At 49.9% G+C, this 24605-nt stretch carries 19 protein-coding genes; 9 read left to right on the top strand and 10 right to left on the bottom strand.

Annotation, left to right across the window (positions count from 1 at the left end):
• Positions 1-283 precede the first annotated feature (283 nt).
• Positions 284-4489 (top strand): DUF5801 repeats-in-toxin domain-containing protein, encoded by a 4206-nt coding sequence (locus BLW34_RS02610; RefSeq protein WP_090575218.1) that lies wholly within the window; start codon positions 284-286, stop codon positions 4487-4489.
• A gap of 240 nt (positions 4490-4729) precedes the next feature.
• Here BLW34_RS02610 and BLW34_RS02605 read toward each other — a convergent pair whose 3' ends face one another.
• The 3 genes from BLW34_RS02605 to BLW34_RS02595 form a co-directional block, all read right to left on the bottom strand.
• Positions 4730-6181 (bottom strand): sigma-54 dependent transcriptional regulator, encoded by a 1452-nt coding sequence (locus BLW34_RS02605; RefSeq protein WP_090575216.1) that lies wholly within the window; start codon positions 6179-6181, stop codon positions 4730-4732.
• A gap of 583 nt (positions 6182-6764) precedes the next feature.
• Positions 6765-7688: a histone deacetylase family protein gene (locus BLW34_RS02600; RefSeq protein ID WP_090575213.1), complete on the bottom strand. Its 924-nt coding sequence runs from the start codon at positions 7686-7688 to the stop codon at positions 6765-6767.
• A gap of 29 nt (positions 7689-7717) precedes the next feature.
• Entirely contained in the window at positions 7718-9283 is a 1566-nt protein-coding gene (locus BLW34_RS02595) for an amino acid permease (protein ID WP_090575210.1), read from the bottom strand.
• Positions 9284-9830: 547 nt separating this feature from the next.
• Here BLW34_RS02595 and BLW34_RS02590 point away from each other — a divergent pair.
• Positions 9831-10139, top strand: a complete 309-nt coding sequence (locus BLW34_RS02590) for a hypothetical protein (protein ID WP_143037846.1) — start codon at positions 9831-9833, stop codon at positions 10137-10139.
• 61 nt (positions 10140-10200) lie between these two features.
• Positions 10201-12879, top strand: coding sequence for a bifunctional acetate--CoA ligase family protein/GNAT family N-acetyltransferase (locus tag BLW34_RS02585; RefSeq protein WP_090575204.1), 2679 nt, complete (start codon positions 10201-10203; stop codon positions 12877-12879).
• Positions 12880-12982: 103 nt separating this feature from the next.
• Here the strand turns inward: BLW34_RS02585 and BLW34_RS02580 are convergent, their stop codons facing one another.
• Entirely contained in the window at positions 12983-13384 is a 402-nt protein-coding gene (locus tag BLW34_RS02580; protein ID WP_090575202.1) for a hypothetical protein, read from the bottom strand.
• A 475-nt stretch (positions 13385-13859) separates the two neighbouring features.
• Here BLW34_RS02580 and BLW34_RS02575 point away from each other — a divergent pair, with 475 nt between their 5' ends.
• Positions 13860-14231 (top strand): glycine zipper domain-containing protein, encoded by a 372-nt coding sequence (locus BLW34_RS02575; RefSeq protein ID WP_090575199.1) that lies wholly within the window; start codon positions 13860-13862, stop codon positions 14229-14231.
• A 452-nt stretch (positions 14232-14683) separates the two neighbouring features.
• Here BLW34_RS02575 and scpB read toward each other — a convergent pair whose 3' ends face one another.
• The 6 genes from scpB to BLW34_RS02545 form a co-directional block, all read right to left on the bottom strand.
• Complete coding sequence (gene scpB / locus BLW34_RS02570; protein ID WP_090575196.1) at positions 14684-15343, bottom strand: SMC-Scp complex subunit ScpB; 660 nt, start codon at positions 15341-15343, stop codon at positions 14684-14686.
• The gene (locus BLW34_RS02565) at positions 15309-16118 is read right to left on the bottom strand and encodes a segregation and condensation protein A (RefSeq protein ID WP_090575193.1); all 810 of its coding nucleotides are present in this window, start codon (positions 16116-16118) and stop codon (positions 15309-15311) included. The genes scpB and BLW34_RS02565 overlap by 35 nt, the downstream gene beginning before the upstream one ends.
• 179 nt (positions 16119-16297) lie before the next feature.
• Positions 16298-17500, bottom strand: a complete 1203-nt coding sequence (locus BLW34_RS02560) for a tryptophan--tRNA ligase (RefSeq protein WP_090575190.1) — start codon at positions 17498-17500, stop codon at positions 16298-16300.
• Between the two features lie 98 nt (positions 17501-17598).
• Positions 17599-18264 carry a site-2 protease family protein gene (locus tag BLW34_RS02555; protein ID WP_090540245.1) on the bottom strand — a complete coding sequence of 222 codons (666 nt, stop codon included), beginning with the start codon at positions 18262-18264 and terminating at the stop codon, positions 17599-17601.
• Complete coding sequence (locus tag BLW34_RS02550) at positions 18257-18889, bottom strand: L-threonylcarbamoyladenylate synthase (protein WP_090540243.1); 633 nt, start codon at positions 18887-18889, stop codon at positions 18257-18259. The genes BLW34_RS02555 and BLW34_RS02550 overlap by 8 nt, the downstream gene beginning before the upstream one ends.
• Before the next feature lie 77 nt (positions 18890-18966).
• Positions 18967-19812 (bottom strand): 3',5'-nucleoside bisphosphate phosphatase, encoded by an 846-nt coding sequence (locus BLW34_RS02545; protein WP_090575188.1) that lies wholly within the window; start codon positions 19810-19812, stop codon positions 18967-18969.
• Positions 19813-19956: 144 nt separating this feature from the next.
• Between BLW34_RS02545 and BLW34_RS02540 the strand changes: the two genes are divergently transcribed.
• From BLW34_RS02540 to BLW34_RS02520, 5 genes are all read left to right on the top strand, one after another.
• Complete coding sequence (locus BLW34_RS02540) at positions 19957-21195, top strand: NnrS family protein (RefSeq protein ID WP_090575185.1); 1239 nt, start codon at positions 19957-19959, stop codon at positions 21193-21195.
• Positions 21196-21324: 129 nt separating this feature from the next.
• Positions 21325-21543, top strand: coding sequence for a GDCCVxC domain-containing (seleno)protein (locus BLW34_RS16735; RefSeq protein WP_090540297.1), 219 nt, complete (start codon positions 21325-21327; stop codon positions 21541-21543).
• Positions 21544-21647: 104 nt separating this feature from the next.
• Positions 21648-22091, top strand: coding sequence for a GNAT family N-acetyltransferase (locus BLW34_RS02530; protein ID WP_090575181.1), 444 nt, complete (start codon positions 21648-21650; stop codon positions 22089-22091).
• Positions 22092-22385: 294 nt separating this feature from the next.
• Complete coding sequence (locus BLW34_RS02525; protein ID WP_218138748.1) at positions 22386-22739, top strand: PepSY-associated TM helix domain-containing protein; 354 nt, start codon at positions 22386-22388, stop codon at positions 22737-22739.
• Positions 22740-23291: 552 nt separating this feature from the next.
• Positions 23292-24527, top strand: coding sequence for a vanadium-dependent haloperoxidase (locus BLW34_RS02520; protein WP_090575382.1), 1236 nt, complete (start codon positions 23292-23294; stop codon positions 24525-24527).
• Positions 24528-24605: the final 78 nt, after the last annotated feature.

Here is a 24605-nt window from a genome sequence, read left to right as displayed (position 1 = left end):
ATTCTTATTTGTGCGCAGTAGTCATATAGACCGATATCCTTGATCCCTGAAAGTCCAACATAAAGCCAGTCTGCAAGAGGATCTGTAATTTTTGAGTTACAGGCTGACGATCGCTCTAGTCATTTTCTGATTCCATTCTTGTTAAAAATAAACATAATCAGTTGCTTGTGTGGTTTGGCGCGTAAATTGCTTGATTATTATTGAGACGTCAACCTATTAACGATGGGTGAGTTCAGATATCAGCGCAACGAATAACGGAACCTAAATATTAAGGAGAGCAAAAATGGCTTTAAATATAGCAACGACGGGTGAAACCATCACGCTTGACGAAACGGCCGGATTACAGAACGCGACGGCTACGCCTGCGTCGGCGGGCGATGCAAATGATAATGACATTGCTAATACAGCTCTTCCTACAGCCTTTTCTGCCCGACTGACAGCGCTTGGGCTCGGAGCCCCCACCATTGGTACTGCTTTAAGCGGCTATACCGGCGCTGCAGGGAACACGGGCAGCAATATTATCAGCGTTACGCCAGCACCCGGTGGGGATGTTACCGATCTTGGCCTCGTCGGCCCCGGTGGCGCACCGCTCAATGGCCTGGATAGCGGACTTGACACCCTCAGTGGCGCCAATATCCTGCTTTATACGGATACCAACAACAATATTGTGCTGGGTCGCGAGGAAGGAACCAACGCGATCGTGTTCGCGCTTTACTTGGAAGAGACCGGAACGCCGGTGACGGGCGCTAAAATGTGGACCGTACAATATGCGCCTCTCTCGAATACAGATCCCGCGAATCACGACGACTCGCTTAATCTACTGGATAAGGTCTTTGTTGCCGCCAGTCAGGATCTGGAATTCAGTCTTGCTAATGCGCCTTCCGGACAAAACCTGTTTCTGATGTTTACCACGGCGAATCCAACTGTCGTTAACGGCAGGATCACCGATCCCGCCATCATTGTTACCGGAAGGGATCCGTTAAACCAGTCTCAGGGGGGGAATATCACCAGTGGCGACACCATCAATAGCAGCCAGGGGGGCGGTACGACGACTTTCGGCACCAACAATCAGATGATTGTTGAAGGTGAAGGACTCCGCTTTTCGTTTGTATCGGGTGCGCAGCAGGATGTGACCATACCCAATCTGGATCAAAACGAGGCAGATGTCGAAGCCAATATTGACTTTACCAGCATGTTCAATGCTAGAGCGGCCACTTTCGATGTTGTCCAGTTGCAGAGCGGCAAAAGTGCCGTCGTTAAAGTCACTGCCCTCAGCACTGCGGCTGAACCAGGCGTAAATTTCATTGACGGGTATGGGAACGATAGTACAATTCCCATTACGCACGTCAAAGTCTCGCAAGGTGGAACCGTTCTCATTGATACCAGCACCGGTGGAACGGCTAACGGCGTGACGGTCGCTTTCAACGCCGGAGTCGCGACCATTTCCGGAGTAAAAGCCGGTTATAACATTGAATACACCACAACCGGCGATCATAGCCGCGTACTCGTCGAGAATGCCGGCTCTGGCAGAGGCAATGCCAGCGCTGACTTTGATGTTGGCGGCTTCCAGCTGCTCCAGGTTTCCACGGCAACAGTCGAAGTCGGCTCCAAGGTGAGCTTTGAAGACGACGGCCCGACGATTGCTGCGAACACGGACCCGACGCCGACGCTGACCACCGACGACACCGAGATTGTGGACACGGCCGGGCCGGTGAGCTTTGCGGGACTGTTCACCTCGGCGTTTGGCAATGACGGCTTCAAGGATGCCGACGATGACGACGTCCAGGATACCGACGCGATCACCTACACGCTGGGCGTCAGCGGGGCGAATGCCGTCAGTGGCCTGACCGATACACTCACGGGAGACGGGGTGGTGCTGAACAAAGTCGGCAACGACATCGTCGGCACGGCAGGTGCGGCGGGACCTGAGGTACTGAAAATCATGGTAGACGCCACCAGCGGTGAAGTCACGCTCATCCAGAGCCGGGCAGTGGTGCACGACGATCCGCTCGATCCGAGCGAATCGACCTCGCCTGCGACGCTGTTGACAGCCGACCTGGTGACGCTGGCTGCAACCATCACCGATGGCGATGGCGACACCGCGACGGCGACACGCAGTATTGGCGACGCCTTCAAGTTTGAGGATGACGGCCCGACGATAGCTGAGAACGCGGAACCGACACCGACGCTGACCACCGACGACACCGAGATTGTGGACACGGCCGGGCCGGTGAGCTTTGCGGGACTGTTCACCTCGGCGTTTGGCAATGACGACTTCAAGGATGCCGACGATGACGACGTCCAGGATACCGACGCGATCACCTACACGTTGGGCGTCAGCGGGGCGAATGCCGTCAGTGGCCTGACCGATACGCTCACGGGTGACGGGGTGGTGCTGAACAAAGTCGGCAACGACATCGTCGGCACGGCGGGCGCGGCGGGCCCTGAAGTGCTGCGCATCACGGTAGACGCGAGCGGTAATGTCGCGCTCAGCCAGAGCCGCGCGGTGGTGCACGACGATCCGCTCGATCCGAGCGAATCGTCCTCACCTGCGACGCTGCTGACAGCTGACCTGGTGACGCTGGCTGCGACCATCACCGATGGCGATGGCGACACCGCCACAGCGACGCGCAATATTGGCGACGCTTTCAAGTTCGAAGACGATGGGCCGACGATTGCTGCGAACACGGAACCGACACCGACGCTGACCACCGACGACACCGAGATTCCGGACACGGCTGGCCCGACGAGCTTTGCGGGACTGTTCACCTCGGCGTTTGGCACGGACAGCTTCAAGGACAGCGACGACAACGACATCCAGGATGCCGATGCGATCACCTATGCGCTGGGCGTCAGCGGGGCGAATGCCGTCAGCGGCCTGACCGATACGCTCACGGGTGACGGGGTGGTACTGAACAAAGTCGGCAACGACATCGTCGGCACGGCGGGCGCGGCAGGCCCTGAAGTGCTGCGCATCACGGTAGACGCGAGCGGTAATGTCGCGCTCAGCCAGAGCCGCGCGGTGGTGCACGACGATCCGCTCGATCCGAGCGAATCGTCCTCACCTGCGACGCTGCTGACAGCTGATCTGGTGACGCTGGCTGCGACCATCACCGATGGCGATGGCGACACCGCCACGGCGACGCGCAACATTGGCGACGCCTTCAAGTTTGAAGATGACGGCCCGACGCTGGATTTCGGCAATCTGGTAGGCACTGGCACCATCGCTCCGCAATACGGGGAGTGGAGCAGGCTTGTCGGAGCTGATCAACCGGGTAACCTTGACATCTCCTTGAATCAATTCCAGCTGGTCAGGCCGAATGGCACGACAATCAATGGATCGAGCTTCACATTCAATGAATTGGCAGGATCTCCCGATGCTTCCGGTAATTTCCTCTTTGCAGGCTCGTTGACTGCCGACTTCGACAATATTGTGAGTACACCCGATACGACGGTTGATTTTACGCTTACTGCGTTGAATGACGGCCGCTATGTATTCGATCTGGTACAGGGATTTGGCTCCACGGTCACGTTCAGCAGCGAGGATGGATCTCTCGATGCGGGCGGCCCGGATCCTGTGCGGACGCTCACTATTCCCCCTGACGAACAAGTCGTCTTTTTCGGTGTGCAGGCTACCACTTCTGATAGCGACATCGTGTCTGCCATTGGATTGGGAGAGCCTGATCTTACCGAAGCTCAAGTTGAGGCGGGAGGTTTTGCATTTCTTGGTGCCGCAAATATGAATGTCAGTACTTCCGGCATAGGAATCGGCAACAACAACCTTGATGGGGATACTACGGCGGGGATCACCGCTGCTGATGAAAGCTTCATCATCAATCCTGAAACCTTATTAACCGGCATGAAAGTTTTCATCGACAATTCTGTAGGGGGTTATGACCCAGCGACCGAGGAGTTGTACTACAAAATTTTCTTCGATGATGGCAGCAATTCCGGCAATATAAAAGTGTTGAGTGGCGATTTGACTGCGGAGGCAGGAGGACAGGTATCTTTCGGCATCGAGACACAGGGCTCGAAACTGATTGATTCTGTTCAACTCACGATGGGCAAGGGCGTTGTCAAGATTCCGGTGATCGAGTTCATCCAGGCGACCGAAAATCTTGCCAGCGACGTTTTACTTGACTTTACTGCGTCGCTGACGGATGCCGATGGTGACAGTGCAACCAGTGATTTTTCGGTTGATCTGTTCGCCAACGACTTGGAAGGGACTTTTGACTTTACACTGACCGGCGCCTCCGGTGTCCTGGATAGCTTCAATATTGATCTGTCTGCTCTTCAAGATTCCTATAAGATCGAGGGTTTTGATACGCCGGATGACCAATTGGCTCTTCTTGGGGATTTAGGTGCTACTGTCTCGATTGACAATAGCGGGGCTGACAGCATCGTTTCCGTAACCGAGACTGGAGGGCAAACGACGAGTATTACCGTGGTAGGTGTGGATCTTGTCCCGGCGAACATTGTTATCGCATAGCATCTGTTTGGCATCAGTCGGGTAAGCCGGGGTGCCTCAAGTCCTCAGCTTGGATAAGAAAATAAGGTGTAGATTGTGTAAAAAACACTCTCCCGCCAACCTAGCTGGCAGGGAGAGTGTAATTTGGAAGGAAACTTTCAGACGATAGCCTGTTGCTCAAAGCCTTTGATCAAAAATAGAGTGTTCAGTAGGGTAGGGCGTTATTAGCGACCAATTAATCACTACGAAACCGGCAAGGGGCTAAGTGAGAACGATTCGAGCGTGCGGCACGCCGTTATTGTCTACCAAAGGCGGCATCGAGGGTTCGCGCAGAGGATTGGATATATTGATCCCGTATTTTTCAATCAGTCGATAAAGACTGACTCGCGAGATACCCAGTATTTCAGCAGCGCGGCTCATGTTGTAGTGGGCGCTTTGAATACTGTTCATGATGGCTTCACGATCGGCTTCGGCGCGGGCTTCTTCGAGGGTTTTTATAGTGCGCTCCTTATGCCTCTTATCTAAACTCAGATCGGCTGGTGTTAGCAGGTGGTTTTCCGACATGATGACGGCATGGCGTATGCAATTTTGCAATTCACGGATATTGCCGGGCCAGTCGTGTTGTTGTAATAAATAAAGTGCCTCGGTATTGAAGCCCTTCGGTTTGCGGGGGATGCTTTTAGAAAACTCCACGAAAAAAAACCAAGCCAGAAGTTCGATGTCGGCGCCTCTTGCGCGTAACGGCGGCGTTTCGAGATGCAGTACTCTTAAGCGGTAATACAGATCTTCGCGGAACTTTCCGGTCTGTACGGCCTGAAGCAGATTGACATGGGTGGCGGAAATGATCCGCACATCTATCGAAATTTTTTCAGTGCCGCCGAGGCGCTCGATCGATCGTTCTTCAAGAAACCGTAGCAGGTTGACTTGCTGCGACAATGGCAAATCGCCAATTTCGTCGAGAAACAAGACACCGCCTTGAGCCGCTTCAATGCGGCCGATTCGGCGGCTGTGCGCGCCGGTGAATGCGCCTTTTTCCCAGCCGAATAACTCGCCTTGTATCAATTCGGGCGGAAAGGCGCCACAATTGATAGCGACAAGAGGTTTGACATGTCGGCGAGAGTGCTTATGAATAGCATTGGCGATTAGTTCCTTGCCGGTGCCGGTTTCACCTTCGATCAGCACCGACAGATCTTCTTTGCTGGCTTTTTCTATTTGTTTGTAGAGTTTGCGCATGACCGGACTGGTGCCGATAATGCTCTCGAAACTAGGGAAGTCGGTAAATTTTCGGCAACAGCCATAGGCAAGCTCTGCCATGCCGTAAGCATGGTCGAGCAAAAAACTCAGATGTTCAATATCGATAGGCAGCAGAACGTAGTCAAAACAATAGTCAGCGATGCAATAGTCAGCGAAGAAACGGTTATCGCTTGAATGAGTCGATATGTCACTCAGGCTTGCTTTGGACAGGCCCATGACCCAGTTGATCTTCGGTGATCTGTCACAGAGCTTTCTTAACTTTTGCCAGAATTTGTCGTCGTGTTGATCTTCAATCAGGCAAAATCCCACCAGAAATTTATTTCTGATCATGAGATCAAGCGCCTCATCAATATTGCGGGTGAGGTGAATTTTCCAGTTATGGGCTGTAAGCGCCTTGTAGAAGTCAGCTTCTGATTGCTGATCCTGGAGAATGAGAAGATTGCGTTTCGTGCTGGCCATGATATTAACAGTGCACTGCCTGGATTAGAAATTGTTTTTAATTTCAGCCCCCCCCCAATTCTAGGTCACCAATAGATTGATTGTGGCCGTTGGAGGCTCGCCACCCAGCGCCGGTTCGGGGTAACCAAGTGTAGGAGCGATCAGTACAAGCGCAGCTATAAAAAAGAGTGTGGGCTGATTGTTGCATGATGGATCTCCTTATAGGCATAGTTGATTGCAAATTGGAATAACCAAGCTCATGAATTCATTCATATTTTTTAGATGTATGCTGGAATCTGCGTACGCATGGCTGAATTTATTGTGAATAAAAGCGATGTCTATGACTCTATTTAATTCTAAATAAGAAAATAATTAAATACGTGTAAACACGTAGGACTAAATAATTTAGATCATATCGTCACAAGATATTAATCCAGAGAGCGGTGCAGCGGATTTGAATGACTGCCAGGAAGGATGCTGAAGCTTTGACATAGCGCATGGCTATGCCGCGCTATCGTTGGCGATGCAAAAATGTTTCATTCTCTGCAATGTAATACAGCGGTAGCGCTGTGGATCGTAGTTTCCTGGTATTTTTCGGTTTTTGCTACAACCCACCCAATACCTTGATATGAGCGGTAGCGCTTCTGCCGAGCGCGTGCAGTGCATATCCGCCTTCCAGTGCAGAGACGATACGTTTTTGGGCGTATTTCCCTGCGATTGCTTTTATCTGCCCGGTTACCCAAGTGTAATCCGATTCGGTCAGATTTAGACGGGCCATGTCATCTTCGCGATGCGCATCAAATCCGGCGGAAATAAAGATCATTTCCGGCTGGAAGCTTTCCAGTGCAGGCAGCCAGTGCTGGCTGATGGCGGAGCGGAATGCCCGACCGTCGGTATGTGCAGTCAGCGGTACATTGATGATGTGATTGTTGCTGCTATCTGCACCACAATACGGATAAAAGGGGTGTTGAAAAGTGGAGCAAAGCATGACGCGGGGGTCATGCTTGAAGATATCTTCGGTGCCATTGCCATGATGGACATCAAAATCCGCAATGGCGATCCGCTTTAACGCATACTGTGTCATGGCATGGGCAACGCCGACGGCGACATTATTAAAGAAACAGAAACCCATTGCCTGGCTATGGGTGGCATGATGACCGGGCGGGCGGATATTGCAAAACGCATTTTCCACTTTCTCAGTCATCACCAGGTCAGTAGCCAGCACGAGTGCGCCGGCCGCACGGTAGGCCGCTTCCAGCGTAAAGGGATTCATCAAAGTATCGGCATCGAGGCTGATCATTCCATGCTGTGGCGCAACCGCTTCAATGGCATGGAGATAGCTTTCTGAATGAACGCGCACGAGTTGTTCATGGGTCACGCGGGGTGCTTCGTGTTGTTGCAGCAGTGGAAAAATACCTGAAGCAATCAATTGATTTTCAATCGCTCGCAGTCGCTCCGGTGATTCCGGGTGATCATATCCCATGTTGTGTTTGAGGCAGGTGGGATGGGTGATATAGGCGGTCTGCATCAATTTCTTCCTATGCTCGTAATAAGCGCTTAATTTTTTTGCTTTCCTGGCTCAATCCCATCATCGCAATCCGCAAGCGGGCGAATCGGTTCAATGATGTTTTCGCCCCCAGAGGCTGTTTTGATGCCCAGCGCGACATGGCTTTTCCGGTAGCCGTACAGGAAATAGACAATGAAGCCAATTCCTGACCAGATTGGGAATACCAGCTTGGCATCCGTTGGCAGGAACAGAAAGAGTATGATGCAGCCTGCTGCGGCAAGCGGTCCCAGCAGCCAGATAGCGGGTGTTCTGAAAGGTCTTGCGCGGCTCCTATCCTTGATGCGCAAAATCATCACGGTGAATGCGACTACCATAAAGGCAAACAATGTGCCGGAGTTGGAGATATCCGCCAGTTTTCCAACTGGCAGGAAGGCGGCAGCAAAGGTCACGCCGACACCGGTAACCATGGTAACGATATGCGGTGTTTTAAATCGTGAATGGATGCGGCTCAATACTTCTGGCAGCAGGCCGTCACGGGACATGACGAAAAAGATGCGTGTCTGGCCAAATAGCATCATCAGGATCACCGAGGGCAATGCCAGAAATGCAGCCAGACCAAGCAGATTGCCAATTTTTCCCCAGCCAATTTCGCGCAGCACATGCGCTAGCGCTTCCCGCGAACACACAATCGGTTGCTGCCCGATCGCGGCAAGCGACTGGCATTGCTCGGCCATGGCTATCGAGCCAGGCATGAGACCTTGACCGGCTGCATCCATCAAAGGCTGCGCGCCGATTGCGCCGATCACGCCGGCTGAGACCAGAAGATAGAATAGTGTGCAGATTGCCAGTGAGCCGATGAGTGCTAAGGGAATGTTGCGCTGCGGATTTTTGGTTTCTTCTGCGGCAGTTGATACCGCGTCAAAGCCGACATAAGCGAAAAAAATGGAAGCGGCTGCCGCGACTACTCCGGAGGTGCCCAGAGGTAAGAACGGCTGGAAATTTTCCATGTCAACGACAGGCAGCGCCAATACAATGAAGGCGATCAAGGCAGCGATTTTGACGGCCACGAGCACGGCATTGAATGCAGCGCTTTCCCGCGTGCCAATAACCAATAGACTAACGACCAGCATACAGATAATCACCGCAGGCAAATTGATCATGCCGCCGGCAAAGGGGCCATTCGCCAAAGCGAAGGGAATTTCGATGCCGAGAGAATTGTTTAGCAATCCAACGAAGTAGCCAGACCAGCCTACAGCAACTGCACTGGCAGCCACGGAATATTCAAGGATCAATGCCCAGCCTACCATCCATGCCACGAATTCACCCAGTACTGCGTAGGAGTAGGTATAAGCTGAGCCGGATACGGGCACCATCGAAGAAAGCTCGGAATAGCAAAGCGCCGCTACGGCGCACACAAAGCCAGCAATAATGAAGGCAATCATCATGCCGGGCCCGGCCTTCTGTGCGGCTTCAGCGGTTAACACAAAAATACCGGTCCCGATGATGGCGCCCACGCCCAGCAACGTCAGTTGCCATATACCCAAAGAGCGATGAAGGCTTTTCTTTTCGGCTGTGGCCAGAATGGCGTCTAGTGATTTCACGCGCCAGAAGATCATGAGTTTCCCCTTTTAGTTAAAGCATCTATTTCCAATGACCTAGCCCGAATATTTCATAAATTGGCACGTGCCCTCACTTGCCTTTTGGTTAATAAGAAAGATTTTGCTCAGTCGGGTGTATGAATCACTACACCACTCTTTCTCAAAACTTCCCTATTAATCAAAATCCTGCGTGATCATCACGCGAATTTATGAAATATTCAGGCTAGAAGGTCAGCGGAGGATAGTGTACAAGAAATAGCGCTACCATAAGGATGAAATAGCTGCTAAAAGACTGGATAAAGAGCGTGATCGAATCATTAGATTTTTCTAACCTGAATCAGAAAAGCTTTTTTGGGATCACTTATCAGGTTTGACAGTCTATTGATTGATCAGTACATTTTTTCGGAATGGTTTGGGCATGGGTACTTATAGAGAGGGCTCTCCGCCAATGAGGCTTTATCGGATATAACCACTGCGCTGGCTCAGATTTGACCCGGCAGCGCACATCCAAGAATTTCCACAATGACCTATTGACCTCAACCCGACACTCAAAAGGAGAATGATCTTGAACCATAAATCAGGCAGTAATGCGATTGGTACTGACGAACGGATTATTTCAGGCGTCAACGGATGGGTGATACTGGCGATATTGTTGTTGTTACTTCTGTTTGCACTCTTTCTTGTGGCTATGCCGGGCGGTCCTGCCAAGCTAATCGTTGGAGCGTTGTTGCTGGCAGGGACGCTGTTCTGCTGGAAAGGCTTATTTACACTCGAGCCTAACCAGGCCGCTGTTATGATTTTTTTCGGTAGTTATACTCATCGTACTTCAAAATTAGGCATCAATAACTCCTCCCAGCGGGAGAAGGCTGGATGAGGGATTATGAAAACCGAATTTTGAAGTACGATGAGTATAGCGAAGATAGTGAGATGAATCGATGAACAAACATTACCTCAGTCCGCTTTTTTCTCCTCGTTCCGTAGCAGTGATTGGCGCGAGCAGTCGAGTGAATTCAGTCGGAGGGGTCGTATTCAAAAACATGCTGCAAAGCGGCTATCAGGGCAAGCTTTATGCAGTAAACCCGAATCATGCTGAAATACAAGGCCAGCACGCCTATGCCAGTATCGAACAGATTGAGGAAGCAGTCGATCTGGCTGTCATCATCACTCGAGCGGTAACCGTGCCGGATATCATCGAGTCGTGTGGCAAGCATGGCGTGCGTTTTGCTTTGGTGCTGTCGGCAGGTTTTAGAGAAACCGGACCACAAGGAGCGGTGCTTGAACGTGCTGTGGTTGAAAACGCACGGCGATATGGCATGCGGCTGATTGGCCCGAATTGCCTGGGCATTCTCTGTCCGCGGGTGGGGCTGAATGCCACCTTCAGCAAGGATAGTGCCAAAGCGGGGGGGCTTGCGCTGATCTCTCAGTCGGGTGCATTCTGCACGGCGATTATGGACTGGGCACGACCTAATGATGTCGGTTTTTCCAGCATTATCTCAATGGGTGCTGCAGCAGGAATGGATTTTGGGGAGATACTCGATTACCTTGCTTCTGATCCCCATACCGAAAGTATTCTGCTCTATATCGAGGGTATTCAGCATGCGCGCAGCTTTATGAGTGCGTTGCGTGCCGTGACAAGGATCAAACCTATCTTTGTTGTCAAGGCGGGTCGCCATGAGGCGGGCTCCAAAGCGGTGTTTTCTCATACCGGCGCCCTGGTCGGTGCGGATGACGTATTCGATGCGGCGTTGCAGCGTGCCGGTGTCGTGCGGGTGAATACTATCGTGCAGTTATTTTCGGCTGCACAGGCGCTCTCGACTCATTTTCACCCAAGTGGCAACCGGTTGGCGATTGTGACCAATGGCGGCGGGCCGGGTGTGATGGCGACAGACCGGGCTGCGGATCTGGGCGTCATAATCGCCACGCTGTCTGAGAATACGCTATCTCAATTGAATACCGGTTTGCCGGATACCTGGTCGCATGGTAATCCGCTGGATATCATCGGTGATGCAACTGCAGAGCGTTATCGCCACGCTGTCATGCATTGCATGCAGGATGATGGCGTGGATGGCGTGCTGGTTATCCTGACGCCACAGGCGATGACCCAACCGCTGGAAGTCGCGCAGGCCATCATCGAGATTGCCGCAAAATTTGATAAACCGCTTATCGCCTGCTGGATGGGGGAAGCGCAGGTGACTGAAAGCAGGCAGGCGTTTAATCAAGCGAAAATACCCAATTTCCGCACACCGGAACCCGCAGTTGAAGTGTTCTCGTTCATTTCTGCCTATTATCAGAATCAGAAGCTGTTGATGCAGACACCCGGTCCGATTTCTCGTTACAGCTCACCCGATGTGGAAGGCGCACGCTTGCTGATCGAAGGTGCATTGGCGGAGCATCGCAAAGTCCTGAGCGAAATGGAATCCAAAGCGATTCTGGCGGCATTTCATATCCCGATTGCCAAAGCCATGATGGCGCGTTCTCCTAGCGAAGCGTTATTGATCGCAGAGCAGCTAGGTTTGCCAGTTGCCATGAAAATCAATTCTCCGGATATTACGCATAAGTCGGATGTAGGCGGGATTCGTCTGAACCTCGGGAATGCGCAGGCCGTTCGATCGGCTTATCACGAGATCATCCAGTCAGTGCAAAAAAATAATCCCAGCGCGCGGATAGATGGTGTGGTCGTTGAGCCAATGATCATCAAACCCAATGGCCGGGAATTGATGGTCGGTGTAACCACCGATCCGGTATTTGGCCCTGTCATTACGTTTGGAACAGGCGGTGTGCTGGTCGAAGTGCTGGGCGATCGTGCGGTTACGCTTCCGCCACTCAACCGTTTTCTTGTGAAAGACATGATCCAGAGAACGCGTATCGCTAAACTTCTGATGGCTTTTCGTAATCTGCCACCCATCGATATGGCTGCGTTGGAAAGCGTCCTTTTGCGTGTATCAGAAATGGTGTGCGAACTCCCTTGGATCAAAGAAATGGATATTAATCCTCTGATCGTTGATGAGAATGGTGCGTGCGCAGTCGATGCGCGGATGGTGGTGGATTATCTGCTACCCTCTGCTGATCGCTATGCGCACATGGCGATCCACCCTTATCCTGTCCGCTTGATCACGCGCTGGCAGTTGCCCGATGGCACCGATCTCACGATCCGCCCGATACGTCCGGAGGATGCCGAGATCGAGCAGGAATTCGTACGGGGTTTATCGGCTGAATCCAAATATTTTCGTTTCATGGATACACTGCAGGAGCTTTCGCAGCCCATGCTGGTGCGCTTCACGCAAATCGACTATGACCGTGAAATGGCGCTGATTGCTGTGCTGGAGCAAGATAATCAGGAAAAGGAATTAGGTGCTTGCCGCTATGTAACCAGTGCTGATGGCCAGTCGTGCGAATTTGCCCTGGTCGTGGCAGACGAGTGGCAGAGAAAGGGGATTGGCAACAAGCTTATGAATTGCCTGTTCGACGCCGCTCGCGCCAAGGGAATCAAGATCATGGAAGGCGAAGTGCTGGCAACCAATCGATCCATGCTGGAACTGGTGCGCAGACTGGGGTTTGACGTCAGTATCAGCGAAGAAGATGCTGCTATTCAGTATGTTGTGAAGCAGCTTTAAAGAGGGGGCGACTGATGTTGAGTATATTCGTCAGTATTTATCAAATTTAAACCCTCGGCGTAGCCGAGGGCGTTTAGCTAAATTTATTTCCGTTAAGACGAAGTTATTTTTGCTCTCTTAGATAGCAAACGCCTTCATAGATTCCAATACCCAAGGCAGTAATTGCAGCAGAAGTAATGACGAAGGGAGACATGAGAACCGCGCTAACTGTTCCAATCGCACCAGCAGTTCCACCCATTATGCCGACTGTTCCAGCCGCCGAGGCTCCACCTGCAGTAGATGCCAACATAGTAGCACCGGTTGTTGCATGAGGCAGAATATAGAAACCAGCTGCTTTCATGCCTATACCAGCAGCAGTTGTAGCAGCAGCACCTGTAGCAACCGATCCAGAAGTGCCTGCACCGATGAGATTACGCGGAGTATATTCACAAACATCAGCTACAGCGATCTGCATCATTGAAGTGAATAGAAATAGACAAAAAATAGACTTGATCATGATGTTCATATTGATTCCTTAGATAATGAATATTAGGCACATGGACATGAGTGTTGATTAATAGAAACTATAGACTAGTTATTTAATTAATATTTATTGCATTTGATATTAAGCATTTCTCATGCCATTAACTATAATTAACTGATTGTTATAATATTTAATTAATAAGTGATCTTGTTAACAAGATATATTGTAAGAATTGTCGACAATATTCCACTGCTCTGCTTGTCTAGATTTAGCTATACCAGCTATTCATTATCAGTTCAGCTAAGGTAAGGTATCCTTGTCATTCAAACGTCAGTAAAACAGGGTCAGACCGGGGCAACAGTCATTTCGTCCATCGAAAGTTTTCAGATGGCAATAAATGACTGTATGAATTCAAGTTTGCTGTAATGGGTCATGTGGTTATATTCTCTAAAGTTCTAATGACAAGTAACGATAATAAATATACTCATTAATCTATTCTTAACGGGACAATTACGCCATGAATTTGAAATACTTACTATTAGCGCTTGCACTGGCTACTGTGGAAGCAAGCGCAGACAACTCTACACTTGATGCAGCCATTGGCGGGGCGCTTGGCGGAGCTGCAGGAGCAGCTATTGGCAATGAAATGGGAGGTCGCCAAGGTGCGATTGTCGGTGGAGCACTGGGGGCAGCGGCAGGAACTGCGGTTACCACAGATCATGATCCGCGGCCACATTATGTTGCGCCACGTCGAGATCACTATTATGCTGCCCCCCCTGGAGGTCAATATTATGGTGCGCCACCTAGAGATCCACACTATGGATATCCCAGCGGAGGAAACCCAGGTTATCACTGTCCTCCCGGTCAAGCCAAAAAGGGTCGTTGCTGATTCACAGAAGAATCTGCCATGCGGCATTTGCTATTCCTGGGTAATACCAAGAAATACTGATTGATACATGAGTTAATAGAGGTAGGTGGCTCGTGTATTGATCGGTGTTCCTTTATTTATATTTCCAGAAATAAGAGTAAAAGGAATAGTAGGGAAACTAAACATTAGACCTTGATCACAATTACCTGGATGCTGGTCCTGACGCCAGATAATTGTCAGAGCAACCTTCCTGAGTAATACTTTCTATTAGATTTATATTGTATGTGTAACACGCTGAACATCGTAGAGCGCGGATGTCGCCTCGCCCATTTGCTCTACTACGCTGGATTTTCTGATTGATGAGAATATGCTGGTGACCAATAACTCATCTTGGCTAACAACCAATCCTGGAATATTTCAGCCCATCGATAAGGATAAACGAGTTGTCGCTAAATCCAATAAATATTTTGGTGCTATTCCTCAGGATTTAATGAAGAGATTTCCTCACTTTGCTGCGCATCAATCGTTTCTGGAGAGGATATGATCTCTTGATTTTCCGGATCAGTCAGTATTGCCAGTTCATCCAATGGGGGGAGCTGTTCGAGCGATCGAAGGTTGAGGTCATTGAGAAAGGTCTCTGTAGTAGCGTAGAGAGTGGGCCTGCCGGGCACATTACGTTGTCCGACTGCTTCGATCCATCCACGTATTTCCAGAGTTTTCAGGATCGTACTTGAGACGGCTACTCCGCGGATTTCTTCGATATCGCCGCGTGTCACGGGTTGCCGGTAGGCGATAATCGCTAGTGTTTCCAGTATTGCCCGCGAGTAGCGGGGCGGTTTCTGTGGGTTGAGTCGATCGAGAAATACCTGCATTTCCGGCTTGCTGCGGAAGCGCCAGCCGCCAGCGACATTGACCAGTTCAATGCCACTATCACGCCATTTATCACGTAATTCCTCGAGTAACGCATGGAGTGTTTTGCTGCTGACCTCTCCTTCGAATAATTTTTTTACTTCTGAAATAGCGAGAGGTTCTTGCGCAGTCAGCAGTGCTGTTTCCAGGATTTTGATGATTTCGTGCTGATTGAAGGAGGTAGGCGTTTCAGAGGGAAGGGGCGGATTGGGTTGATTTGACATAAATCGTTCCAAAGTTTTCGGATTGAGTGATATCGACGAGTGTTTCCTTGGCAAGTTCCAGCAAGGCGAGAAAATTGGCGACGATTTCCACGACACCGGCAGTTTTACTGAATAGTTCATCAAAGCGCACTGCATCATGGCCTTGCAGACTGCGCAGGATTTGACTCATGCAGGCCCGGACTGAAATTTCTTCATGGCCGATATGGTGATGGCGGTTTACCTTGGCACGTTCGATCAGCGCAATCCAGGCGTGTCGTAAATCATCTACATTTACATGGGCGAGTTGCTTGGTTGCGACGTGATCAATCCATACCTGTACCGGGGCAAAATCCCGATTGGCTTGAGGTAATTCGTTGAGGCGCATCGACGCCTTTTTCATTTGTTCGTATTCCAGCAGGCGGCGTACCAGCTCTGCCCGCGGATCAGTTTCCTCTTCCACAGCGGTAACAGGGTGGGGTAGCAGCATGCGCGACTTGATTTCGATCAGCAGCGCGGTTATGAGCAGGTATTCCGCCGCCAGTTCAAATTGATCGGCACGCATCATGTCCACATAAGCCATGTATTGCTGGGTGAGCTCCGCCATCGGGATATCCAGGATATCAAGATTATGCTTGCGTATGAGATACAGTAATAAATCGAGCGGACCTTCAAAGGTCTCGAGAAATACTTCTAGAGCCTCTGGCGGGATATAGAGGTCGCGTGGTATCTCTAATAGCGGTTGACCACAAATCTTGGCAATGGGCTGAGTATTGACCGTGCTGTCTAACATGCTCATGAGCAGCGATAAGTTACTTTCTTAATTTTGAAGTCAGTGAAAGACAAGATATCAAGGCAGCTCTGAATAAGTGAGCGAGATGGATATAGTGCAGGGCGCCAGCGCGCAGAGTCTGAGAAAACGAAGTTTCGTTAAAACGAGTCTTACGATTTAGTGGAACTTCGTTTTGGCGTGGCTACTTAGGAATAATTCAGTCCCATGACTTCCCTGACATCGCGCATGGTTTCTTCTGCTAATTTATTGGCCTTTTCGCAACCGTCTGCAACGATATTTCTGACAAGCGCCGGATCTTCCTCATACATTTTAGCGCGCTCACTAATGGGTGCGAGTTCAGCCAGTATGCTATCAATGACAGGTTGCTTGCATTCCAGGCAGCCAATGCCTGCGCTTTTACAGCCTTGCTGTACCCAGCTCCTGACCTCATCATTGGAGTAAACCGAATGAAATGACCATACCGGGCATTTGGCCGGATCACCTGGGTCACTGCGGCGTACACGTGCCGGATCAGTCGGCATGGTGCGGATTTTTTTCCTGATGCTGTCCGCATCTTCGCGCAAGCTGATAGTGTTGTTATAGGATTTGGACATTTTCTGACCATCCAGTCCTGGCATTCTCGATGCCTGCGTGAGGAGTGTTTCAGGCTCTGCAAGAATGACTCTGCTCTTTCCCTCTAAGTAGCCAAATAATCGTTCCCGGTCACCCATATTTAGATTTTGCTGTTCATCCAGCAATGATTTGGCTTCCTCGAGTGCGCCCTCATCACCCTGCTCCTGGTAAAGATTTCGTAACTCACTGTAAAGTCTGGATTTCTTGGAGCCAAGTTTTTTGATTGCTAATTCTGCTTTTTCTTCAAATCCAGGTTCTTTACCAAAAATATGGTTGAAGCGACGGGAGATCTCCCGGGTAAACTCAAGATGAGGTGCTTGATCCTCGCCGACAGGAACAAGATTAGCGCGGTAAATGAGAATATCCGCACTCTGCAGCAGGGGATAACCCAGAAAACCATAGGTGCTCAAATCTTTTTCAGTCAATTTCTCCTGCTGGTCTTTATAGGTAGGGACGCGTTCCAGCCAGCCAAGCGGCGTAATCATCGAAAGCAACAGATATAACTCAGCATGAGCAGGTACTTTAGACTGAATGAACAGGGTTGCCTGAGCAGGATCAACGCCGGCAGCCAACCAGTCGATAATCATGTCCCAGGTATGTTGCTCAATCAGTTCAGGTGAGTCGTAATGAGTAGTTAATGCATGCCAGTCAGCGACGAAAAACAAACATTCGTACTGCTGTTGCAATGTTACCCAATTTTTCAGCACACCATGATAGTGCCCTAAATGCAGGCTACCGGTCGGGCGCATTCCCGATAAAACGCGATCAGCAAACATGCTACAAATCCTAAATTAATACAGAGTTGATCAGAGATTCAATGAGAGCATTGGTGGACCGCTTGTTTATGAAAGGCAAACCGTTTTGCATTGCGGGGTTAGACATACAATCCAAACAACCAAACGAGGAGTTGCTTCATTATGATGATAAATGGCCAGACGATCATACCCAACACGCCAGTCATCATCAATAATAACAAAATCATAAACCCATAAGGCTCGATCTTTGAGAATTGGTAGGCGAGACGATAGGGTAGCAAACTGACAGCCATACGTCCTCCATCCAGAGGCGGCAATGGCAGCAGATTCAGTACCATTAGAATAAGGTTGATTTCGATACCTGCCATGCCCATCAGGATCATCGGTTTAGCGTAAATGCCTTCTGGGAAGATCAGCCCCAGCTTGATGATCAATGCCCAGAAACAGGCCATGAAAAGATTAGCGCCAGGTCCTGCTGCCGCAACCCACAGCATGTCACGCTTAGGGTGCCGTAACTGATTGAAATTAACGGGTACCGGTTTGGCCCAGCCAAACAGAAAACCAGTGCCCATCGTTAGCTTGCCGATGATAAACAGCGTCAGCGGTACAATGACAGTTCCCACCAGATCGATATGCTTGAGCGGATTGAGCGTGATGCGCCCTGCCATATAAGCAGTCAAGTCACCATAATGCTTGGCAACATAACCATGTGCTGCTTCATGTAAGGTAATGGCAAAAATAACGGGGAGTGCATAAATGGCGATGCCTTGAATGATACTATCCATGTACCATCCCAAAGGGTATGAGGCTGCCTCTGCCTGCGCGGACTAATTCAGGGGTATCACCTGTCAGGTCAATCACAGTTGTCATGTCTACACCACAAGAACCCGCATCGATTATCAGATCTACCTGACGTTCCAGGCGTTGGCGGATTTCCTCGGCATCATTCAGCGGTAACTCATCTCCAGGCAGAATCAGAGTGGAGCTCAATAACGGCTCATTCAATTCTGACAGTAGGGCATGGGCTACGGGATGGTCCGGAATACGCAAACCGATAGTCTGACGTTTGGGATGCTGCAAGCGGCGGGGTACTTCACGGCTGGCTTTGAGTATGAACGTATAGTTGCCTGGTGTGCACGCCTTGAGTAGGCGGTATTGAATATTATCTACCTTGGCATAGTTGGAAATCTCAGCCAAATCCCTGCATACCAGCGTGAAATGATGATGCTCATCGACTTGCCGTATAGTGCGTATGCGTTCCATGGCATCTTTGTTGCCGATCTGACAACCGAGCGCATAGCAGGAGTCTGTCGGATAAACGATGATGCCGCCATCGCGCAGAATCGAGACGACTTGTCGTAACAGCCTTATTTGGGGATTTTGGGGATGAATAGTAAAAAATTGTGCCATGATTAATTGAGATCCGAGTCTTTATCGATATGTTATCGTAATATAGCGCAAGTTTGCTGCAGCCGTTCAATAATGATCTAATTTTGCTCAATATTCCAATCATGCCAGATAGGCGTGCATCCAGCAGGTAGTGGCGGTAATTGGCCGAGATCAAAATAACTTTCGCCAGGTCCATGATAATCAGAGCCGCATGAAGCCAATAAATTCAATCGCTCGGCATGATGTGCGAACAGCTTTGTCTGATCGGAGGTATGACTGGGTGAGATGATTTCAAGACCTGTGCCGCCAAGGTCACGAAATTCGTGGAGTAATGCTTCCAGAACGTTTTTACCCAATTGGTAGCGCGCGGGATGAGCAATGACTGCCTGACCACTACTGCCACGTATCCAGCTAACTGCATCCTTTAAGGTTGCCCACTGGTGAGGGGTATAACCTGGTTTACCCTTGACGAGGTATTTTTTGAACACCGACCGGACATCTTTAGCGTATCCTTTTTCAACCAGGAAACGCGCAAAATGGGTACGACCGATCAATCGTCCATCACCGGCATAGGCATAGGCACCCTCGAAGCTGCCATGAATGCCGCAACGATCGAGGTGAGCAGCGATGTTACGTGCACGTTCCACTCGTCCTTCACGTATTGATGCGAGGCCTTGCTCCAATGGAGGGTATTCAGGATCGATACCGAGGCCGATGATATGCAGGGTTCTGCCTTGCCACGTAACGGAGATTTCCACACCGTTAATAAGTATGATATTTTTTTCACGCGCGGCAATACGGGCCTCAGTTAATCCCGCTACATCATCATGGTCAGTTAACGCAAGCACCTTGACGCCACGCAAGGCCGCGTGCTCTACGAGGCGAGCGGGTGTCAGAAGACCATCTGAAACAGCAGAGTGACAATGCAAATCAATATTGAGCATTACATCAAATAGGGTGCTTACATAAATAATGAGTACATCATAACAAATATGTAGCCTGATAAAAACGGTAAGAGAAAAAGTCGGATATAACTTAAGGGCTATTCATCCGCTAGAAAAAATTAAACTAAATTACAAGGAAAATGTATGAATAAACAGGCAACTATCTGGCATCACTTGTCTGCCGCACCGCATCGTAGTTTGTTTCTGGTGGGTGCGCTGCAGGGTGTGTTCACGCTGTTATGGTGGGCGTTTGATCTGATGGGGCGCTATGGCGTCGTCGGCAGTGCGCCAGTATGGAGTATGACACCCATCTGGGCGCATGCCTTCTTGATGGTATATGGTTTCTTCCCATTTTTCATTTTTGGTTTTTTATTTACCACGTTTCCAAACTGGATGAATGGTGAAAAAATCAAATCACGTCATTTTCTTGCCACATGTTTGTTCATGGCCGGGGGCATCGTCATGTTCTACGCTGGTTTGTTCATCGGTAAGCCTGTGCTGGCAGCTGGGATCATAGCAATGCTGACGGGGTGGGCGATTGCGATCATGGCGCTATTACGTGTTCTGCTCAACACGCAAGCGGAGGATAAGCGCCACGCGCGCGTGGCCAGTGTCGCCTTCATCTTTGGCTGGTTGGGCGTGGCAGCTTATCTGGCATGGCTCCTGACTGATCATTCATTATTTATTGATTTTTCGCGACAGGCAGGAATCTGGTTTTTCCTGCTACCCATTTTGTTAACTGTTTCGCACCGCATGATTCCTTTTTTCTCCAGCCGAGTGTTGGAAAACTACGTGATTGTCAGGCCTTATGTTCTGCTTTGGCTGATGCTTGCCTGCTCAGCGGGTCATGGTTTGTTACAGCTCGCGGGGATGCCGCAGTATGCGTGGTGGGTGGATTTGCCATTGGCCGGCTGTGCACTCTATCTGTCGTGGGCCTGGGGATTGTCGCGCAGCTTCAGCGTGAGCCTGCTGGCCGTACTGCATATTTCGTTTGCCTGGCTGAGCGTGTCGATGCTGCTGTTTGCAGCACAGAGTCTGATGATGTGGTTGAATGAGGGTGAACGCATCTGGTTTGGGCTTGCACCACTCCATGCGCTGGCGATTGGCTATTTTGCCAGCATGGTACTGGGTATGGCCTCACGTGTGACGATAGGGCACTCTGGTCGCCCGCTGGTGCTGGATCATTTTACCTGGCTGCTGTTTCTTGGCTTTCAGGCTGCCACAGTGTTCAGAATACTGCCTGACATCATACCGGCTGCTTCCTCTCTTGGGCCGATACTCTATCTATGCGCAGGTGCGGTATGGCTCATCTGCTTCACGTTATGGGCAGCACACTTTGCCCCTATTTACTGGCGGGCGAGAATTGACGGCAAGCTGGGTTGATTGGGAAGAGAACGAAAATTCTCCGCCATTTGATGAGATATGCTACAAACAGCATTTTCGCGGGCCATTGGGGAATTATTACTGCCAAATAAGATAGGCTCAAATACAAGCAGCGACGAGAGGATATTCATGGCTAAAGAAATCATTCTGCAATCAGCTATTACGTGTCCTGAGTGCGGGCACAAAGAAATTGAGACGATGTCTACCCATGCTTGTCAGTGGTTTTATGAGTGTAAGGAGTGTGGTGTACTGCTTAAGCCAAGGCCGGGTGATTGCTGTGTTTTTTGTTCCTACGGTACGGTTCCATGTCCCCCAATTCAACAGGTTCAAAGCGCTTGCTGCTCGTAATGATACGTGACAATTTACTCAACACTGACAGGCAAAAACAGAGCGGAGCACTGCTTTTGCCTGTCAGCTAGTTCAAACGTTAAACCTTGCAAAGAGAACGATTTATGAAATGGCAACAAGGTGAATTCACGGTGACAGACAACCGGGAAGATTTGGACATGGAAATGATTTATGGTTTTTTGTGCAAGGAGTCTTATTGGGCCAAGCATATTCCAAGAGCCACTGTCGAGAAGTCGGTGAATCATTCGCTGTGTTTTGGGTTGTATCACTGTAACAAGCAAATTGGTTTTGCTCGCGCTATTTCGGATTGTGCCACGTTTGCCTATCTTTCCGATGTGTTTGTCGTCTCGGATTACAGAGGGCGTGGACTCGGAAAATGGCTGATTTCGTGCATCCTTGCGCATCCACAGTTGCAAGGGCTGCGCCGTTGGATGTTGGCAACTTATGATGCGCACGGACTGTATGAGCAAAATGGTTTCGTAGCGGTGCAACAGCCAGAATGGTTCTTGGAAATTCATCATCCTGACATATATTCGCGCAAGGAATAACTTGATCACGGAACAATAGTCAACCCAGACGTTTTATCAGCGTTTTGAGAGCATAGTAGCGCTCATGCTGACGCTGTTGATTACGCTCATAATTATTGTGGCCAGACAGGTTGTACGCCGGTAACCTTTGGAGGTTTGTTTGCTCGGCAAGCCGTTTCACTGCTTGGGTTCTTCTCTCAGGTAATTGAATCTATGCTTTGTATATCTTTAATTACTTTGAAGCCTTTGCAAAACCCTATTTTTAAAAATATTATATTAATAAAAACAATGAATTAGTAATCGAGGAAAGGACTTTTGCAAAGGTCTCTTGGTATTTATGGTGTGCAATTCTTTTACCCGGACGCCGATCATGGTATCGGGGGCGTCGGCCATAAGCGCTTATATGATGATGGAGTGGATGGACAATATCTGGGTGATCGTCAGCCCTGGAAGGGAACCGCGGCGGATATTTTTGTCCAAGCGCAATTCCCACTGCATTCGGGGCGTATCCCAATCTCGGTAATGGAGCTTGTCGTGGCTATGCTCAGTGTGATAGGCGTCTATATCTGGTGGAAAAAGCGTGCTGCGCGGATCAAGCAATCGGCGCGTGCGATGCCAGTCAGTCAGCAGCAAGTGGAACTGGTACTTTCGGAGCAGAGGAGGCCCTAGCCCGAATATTTCATAAATTGGCACGTGTCCTCACTTGTCTTTTGATTAATAAGAAAGATTTTGCTCAGTCGGGTGTATGAGTCACTACACCCCTCTTTCTCAAAACTTCCCTATTAATCAAAATCCTGCGTGATCATCACGCGCATTTATGAAATATTCGGGCTAGCTTGTTGGCGTGAATCGGCTGGCCTGAATCATGCATTTCAAGATACTTTCCGACAGTGGCTGCTCGCAAAAAAACACCTGTCTTTTTACATTGTTTCAGTAAAAAGGCAGGTGAAGTAGAGGAAGGATAGTGGTTTTATTTAACTAGCGGTGATGCATCTGATAGCGTGTTTCAATTACCACAGTACCCATCCTTCTAATTAAGAACATTTGCATGAGAATCGTTTCTGATATACAAGGATGAGTATGAGCATACTGAATGAAGTGAAAGCTGTAGGTGTCTTATTATTACTGCGAAAGCAGGTATTGAAAATGTGGCAAATTGTCGCAGGAAGGATGATTGGGAGTTTTTTAAGTTTGGGACAGAAAAGGAAAGGAAAGAATAGTATGGAATACAGGATTAAATGCCAGCGAATAGTGCTTCTGATCACGGCTGTTTGGGTATTTACGATTTCGTCAGCGCATGCGGATGCCGTGACAGAATGGAACCAGCGGGCTGGAGATATCGTTGTTAACGCCAATATCGGACCGCTACCTGCAGAGCGGGCACTGGCAATGGTGCATGCAGCAGTCTATGAAGCTACCAATGCGATCACTCAGCGATATCCAGTGAGTGATCTGAAGCTAGAGGCCGCTTCCGGGGCATCGGTTGAGGCCGCAGTCGCGGCTGCGAACCATGCGGCATTATCGAAGCTCGTACCCGCTCAACAGGCAGCGATTAATAGTGTCTATCAGGCTGCTCTCGCGGCGATTGCTGATGGGCCAGCAAAAACTGGAGGTATTGCCATAGGCGAGAAAGCGGCTGCAGCGATCCTGGCGTTGCGCATAGAGGATGGAGCTGCTGGATTAGAAACCTATCGTCCGCCTACGAGTGCTGGCACCTATATCCCTACGGTAATTCCGGAAGCACCCCAGTGGGCGCAGCGTAAGCCTTGGTTGATGTCGAATCCTGCCCAGTTTCGCCCAACGCCACCGCCTGAACTAGGAAGTGAATTGTGGGCGCGTGACTATAATGAAGTCAAAGCGCTTGGTCGTAAGGACAGTCAGCAGCGTACGAGTGGACAGACTGAGATTGCCCGTTTCTGGGAAGAAGTCATGCCACCGATTTACCATGGCATCGTGCGCTCGGTCGCAAATGTTCCGGGAAGAGAAATTACGCAGAACGCGCGGCTATTTGCGGCAGTCACCCAAGCATCAGATGATGCGCTGATCGCTGTATTCGATGCCAAGTATCATTATGGCTTCTGGCGGCCCGTGACTGCAATCCGCAATGGCGACATCGATGGCAATGACGCGACGGAAAGAGATCCATCCTGGATACCTTTCATTGATACCCCCATGCATCCCGAGTATCCCTGTGCGCATTGCATCGTTTCTGCAGCTGTCGGTACCGTGTTGCAAGCAGAGATCGGAACGGGTGCTACGCCGTTATTGACCACAACCAGCAATGCAGCGGGGGGAGCGGTGCGGAGTTGGGTGAAAATCGACGATTTCATGCAGGAGGTGATCAATGCACGTATTTATGATGGGGTGCACTATCGTAATTCAGGCATGACTGGCGCTGCGATGGGCAAGCAGATCGGCAATCTGGCAGCCAGGAAATATCAGCTCACCTCAAAGTAAGGAAGGCGGACGCAATGGCCTTTAACCCGAATATTTCATAAATTCGCGTGATGATCACGCAGGATTTTGATTAATAGG

The sequence above is a fragment of the Nitrosomonas sp. Nm58 genome (genome assembly GCF_900107335.1).
In the GTDB taxonomy this organism is placed as follows: domain Bacteria; phylum Pseudomonadota; class Gammaproteobacteria; order Burkholderiales; family Nitrosomonadaceae; genus Nitrosomonas.
Note: the sequence above shows the minus strand (reverse complement) of the source record. Positions and strands in the feature narration are given on the sequence as shown.

What these genes read in the sequence shown, in the direction of transcription:
- BLW34_RS02610 (WP_090575218.1), top strand. Translation starts at nt 284, where the DNA reads ATGGCTTTAAATATAGCAACGACGGGTGAAACCATCACGCTTGACGAA.
- BLW34_RS02605 (WP_090575216.1), bottom strand. Translation starts at nt 6,181, where the DNA reads ATGGCCAGCACGAAACGCAATCTTCTCATTCTCCAGGATCAGCAATCA.
- BLW34_RS02600 (WP_090575213.1), bottom strand. Translation starts at nt 7,688, where the DNA reads ATGCAGACCGCCTATATCACCCATCCCACCTGCCTCAAACACAACATG.
- BLW34_RS02595 (WP_090575210.1), bottom strand. Translation starts at nt 9,283, where the DNA reads ATGATCTTCTGGCGCGTGAAATCACTAGACGCCATTCTGGCCACAGCC.
- BLW34_RS02585 (WP_090575204.1), top strand. Translation starts at nt 10,201, where the DNA reads ATGAACAAACATTACCTCAGTCCGCTTTTTTCTCCTCGTTCCGTAGCA.
- BLW34_RS02580 (WP_090575202.1), bottom strand. Translation starts at nt 13,384, where the DNA reads ATGAACATCATGATCAAGTCTATTTTTTGTCTATTTCTATTCACTTCA.
- BLW34_RS02575 (WP_090575199.1), top strand. Translation starts at nt 13,860, where the DNA reads ATGAATTTGAAATACTTACTATTAGCGCTTGCACTGGCTACTGTGGAA.
- scpB (WP_090575196.1), bottom strand. Translation starts at nt 15,343, where the DNA reads ATGTCAAATCAACCCAATCCGCCCCTTCCCTCTGAAACGCCTACCTCC.
- BLW34_RS02565 (WP_090575193.1), bottom strand. Translation starts at nt 16,118, where the DNA reads ATGAGCATGTTAGACAGCACGGTCAATACTCAGCCCATTGCCAAGATT.
- BLW34_RS02560 (WP_090575190.1), bottom strand. Translation starts at nt 17,500, where the DNA reads ATGTTTGCTGATCGCGTTTTATCGGGAATGCGCCCGACCGGTAGCCTG.
- BLW34_RS02555 (WP_090540245.1), bottom strand. Translation starts at nt 18,264, where the DNA reads ATGGATAGTATCATTCAAGGCATCGCCATTTATGCACTCCCCGTTATT.
- BLW34_RS02550 (WP_090540243.1), bottom strand. Translation starts at nt 18,889, where the DNA reads ATGGCACAATTTTTTACTATTCATCCCCAAAATCCCCAAATAAGGCTG.
- BLW34_RS02545 (WP_090575188.1), bottom strand. Translation starts at nt 19,812, where the DNA reads ATGCTCAATATTGATTTGCATTGTCACTCTGCTGTTTCAGATGGTCTT.
- BLW34_RS02540 (WP_090575185.1), top strand. Translation starts at nt 19,957, where the DNA reads ATGAATAAACAGGCAACTATCTGGCATCACTTGTCTGCCGCACCGCAT.
- BLW34_RS16735 (WP_090540297.1), top strand. Translation starts at nt 21,325, where the DNA reads ATGGCTAAAGAAATCATTCTGCAATCAGCTATTACGTGTCCTGAGTGC.
- BLW34_RS02530 (WP_090575181.1), top strand. Translation starts at nt 21,648, where the DNA reads ATGAAATGGCAACAAGGTGAATTCACGGTGACAGACAACCGGGAAGAT.
- BLW34_RS02520 (WP_090575382.1), top strand. Translation starts at nt 23,292, where the DNA reads ATGGAATACAGGATTAAATGCCAGCGAATAGTGCTTCTGATCACGGCT.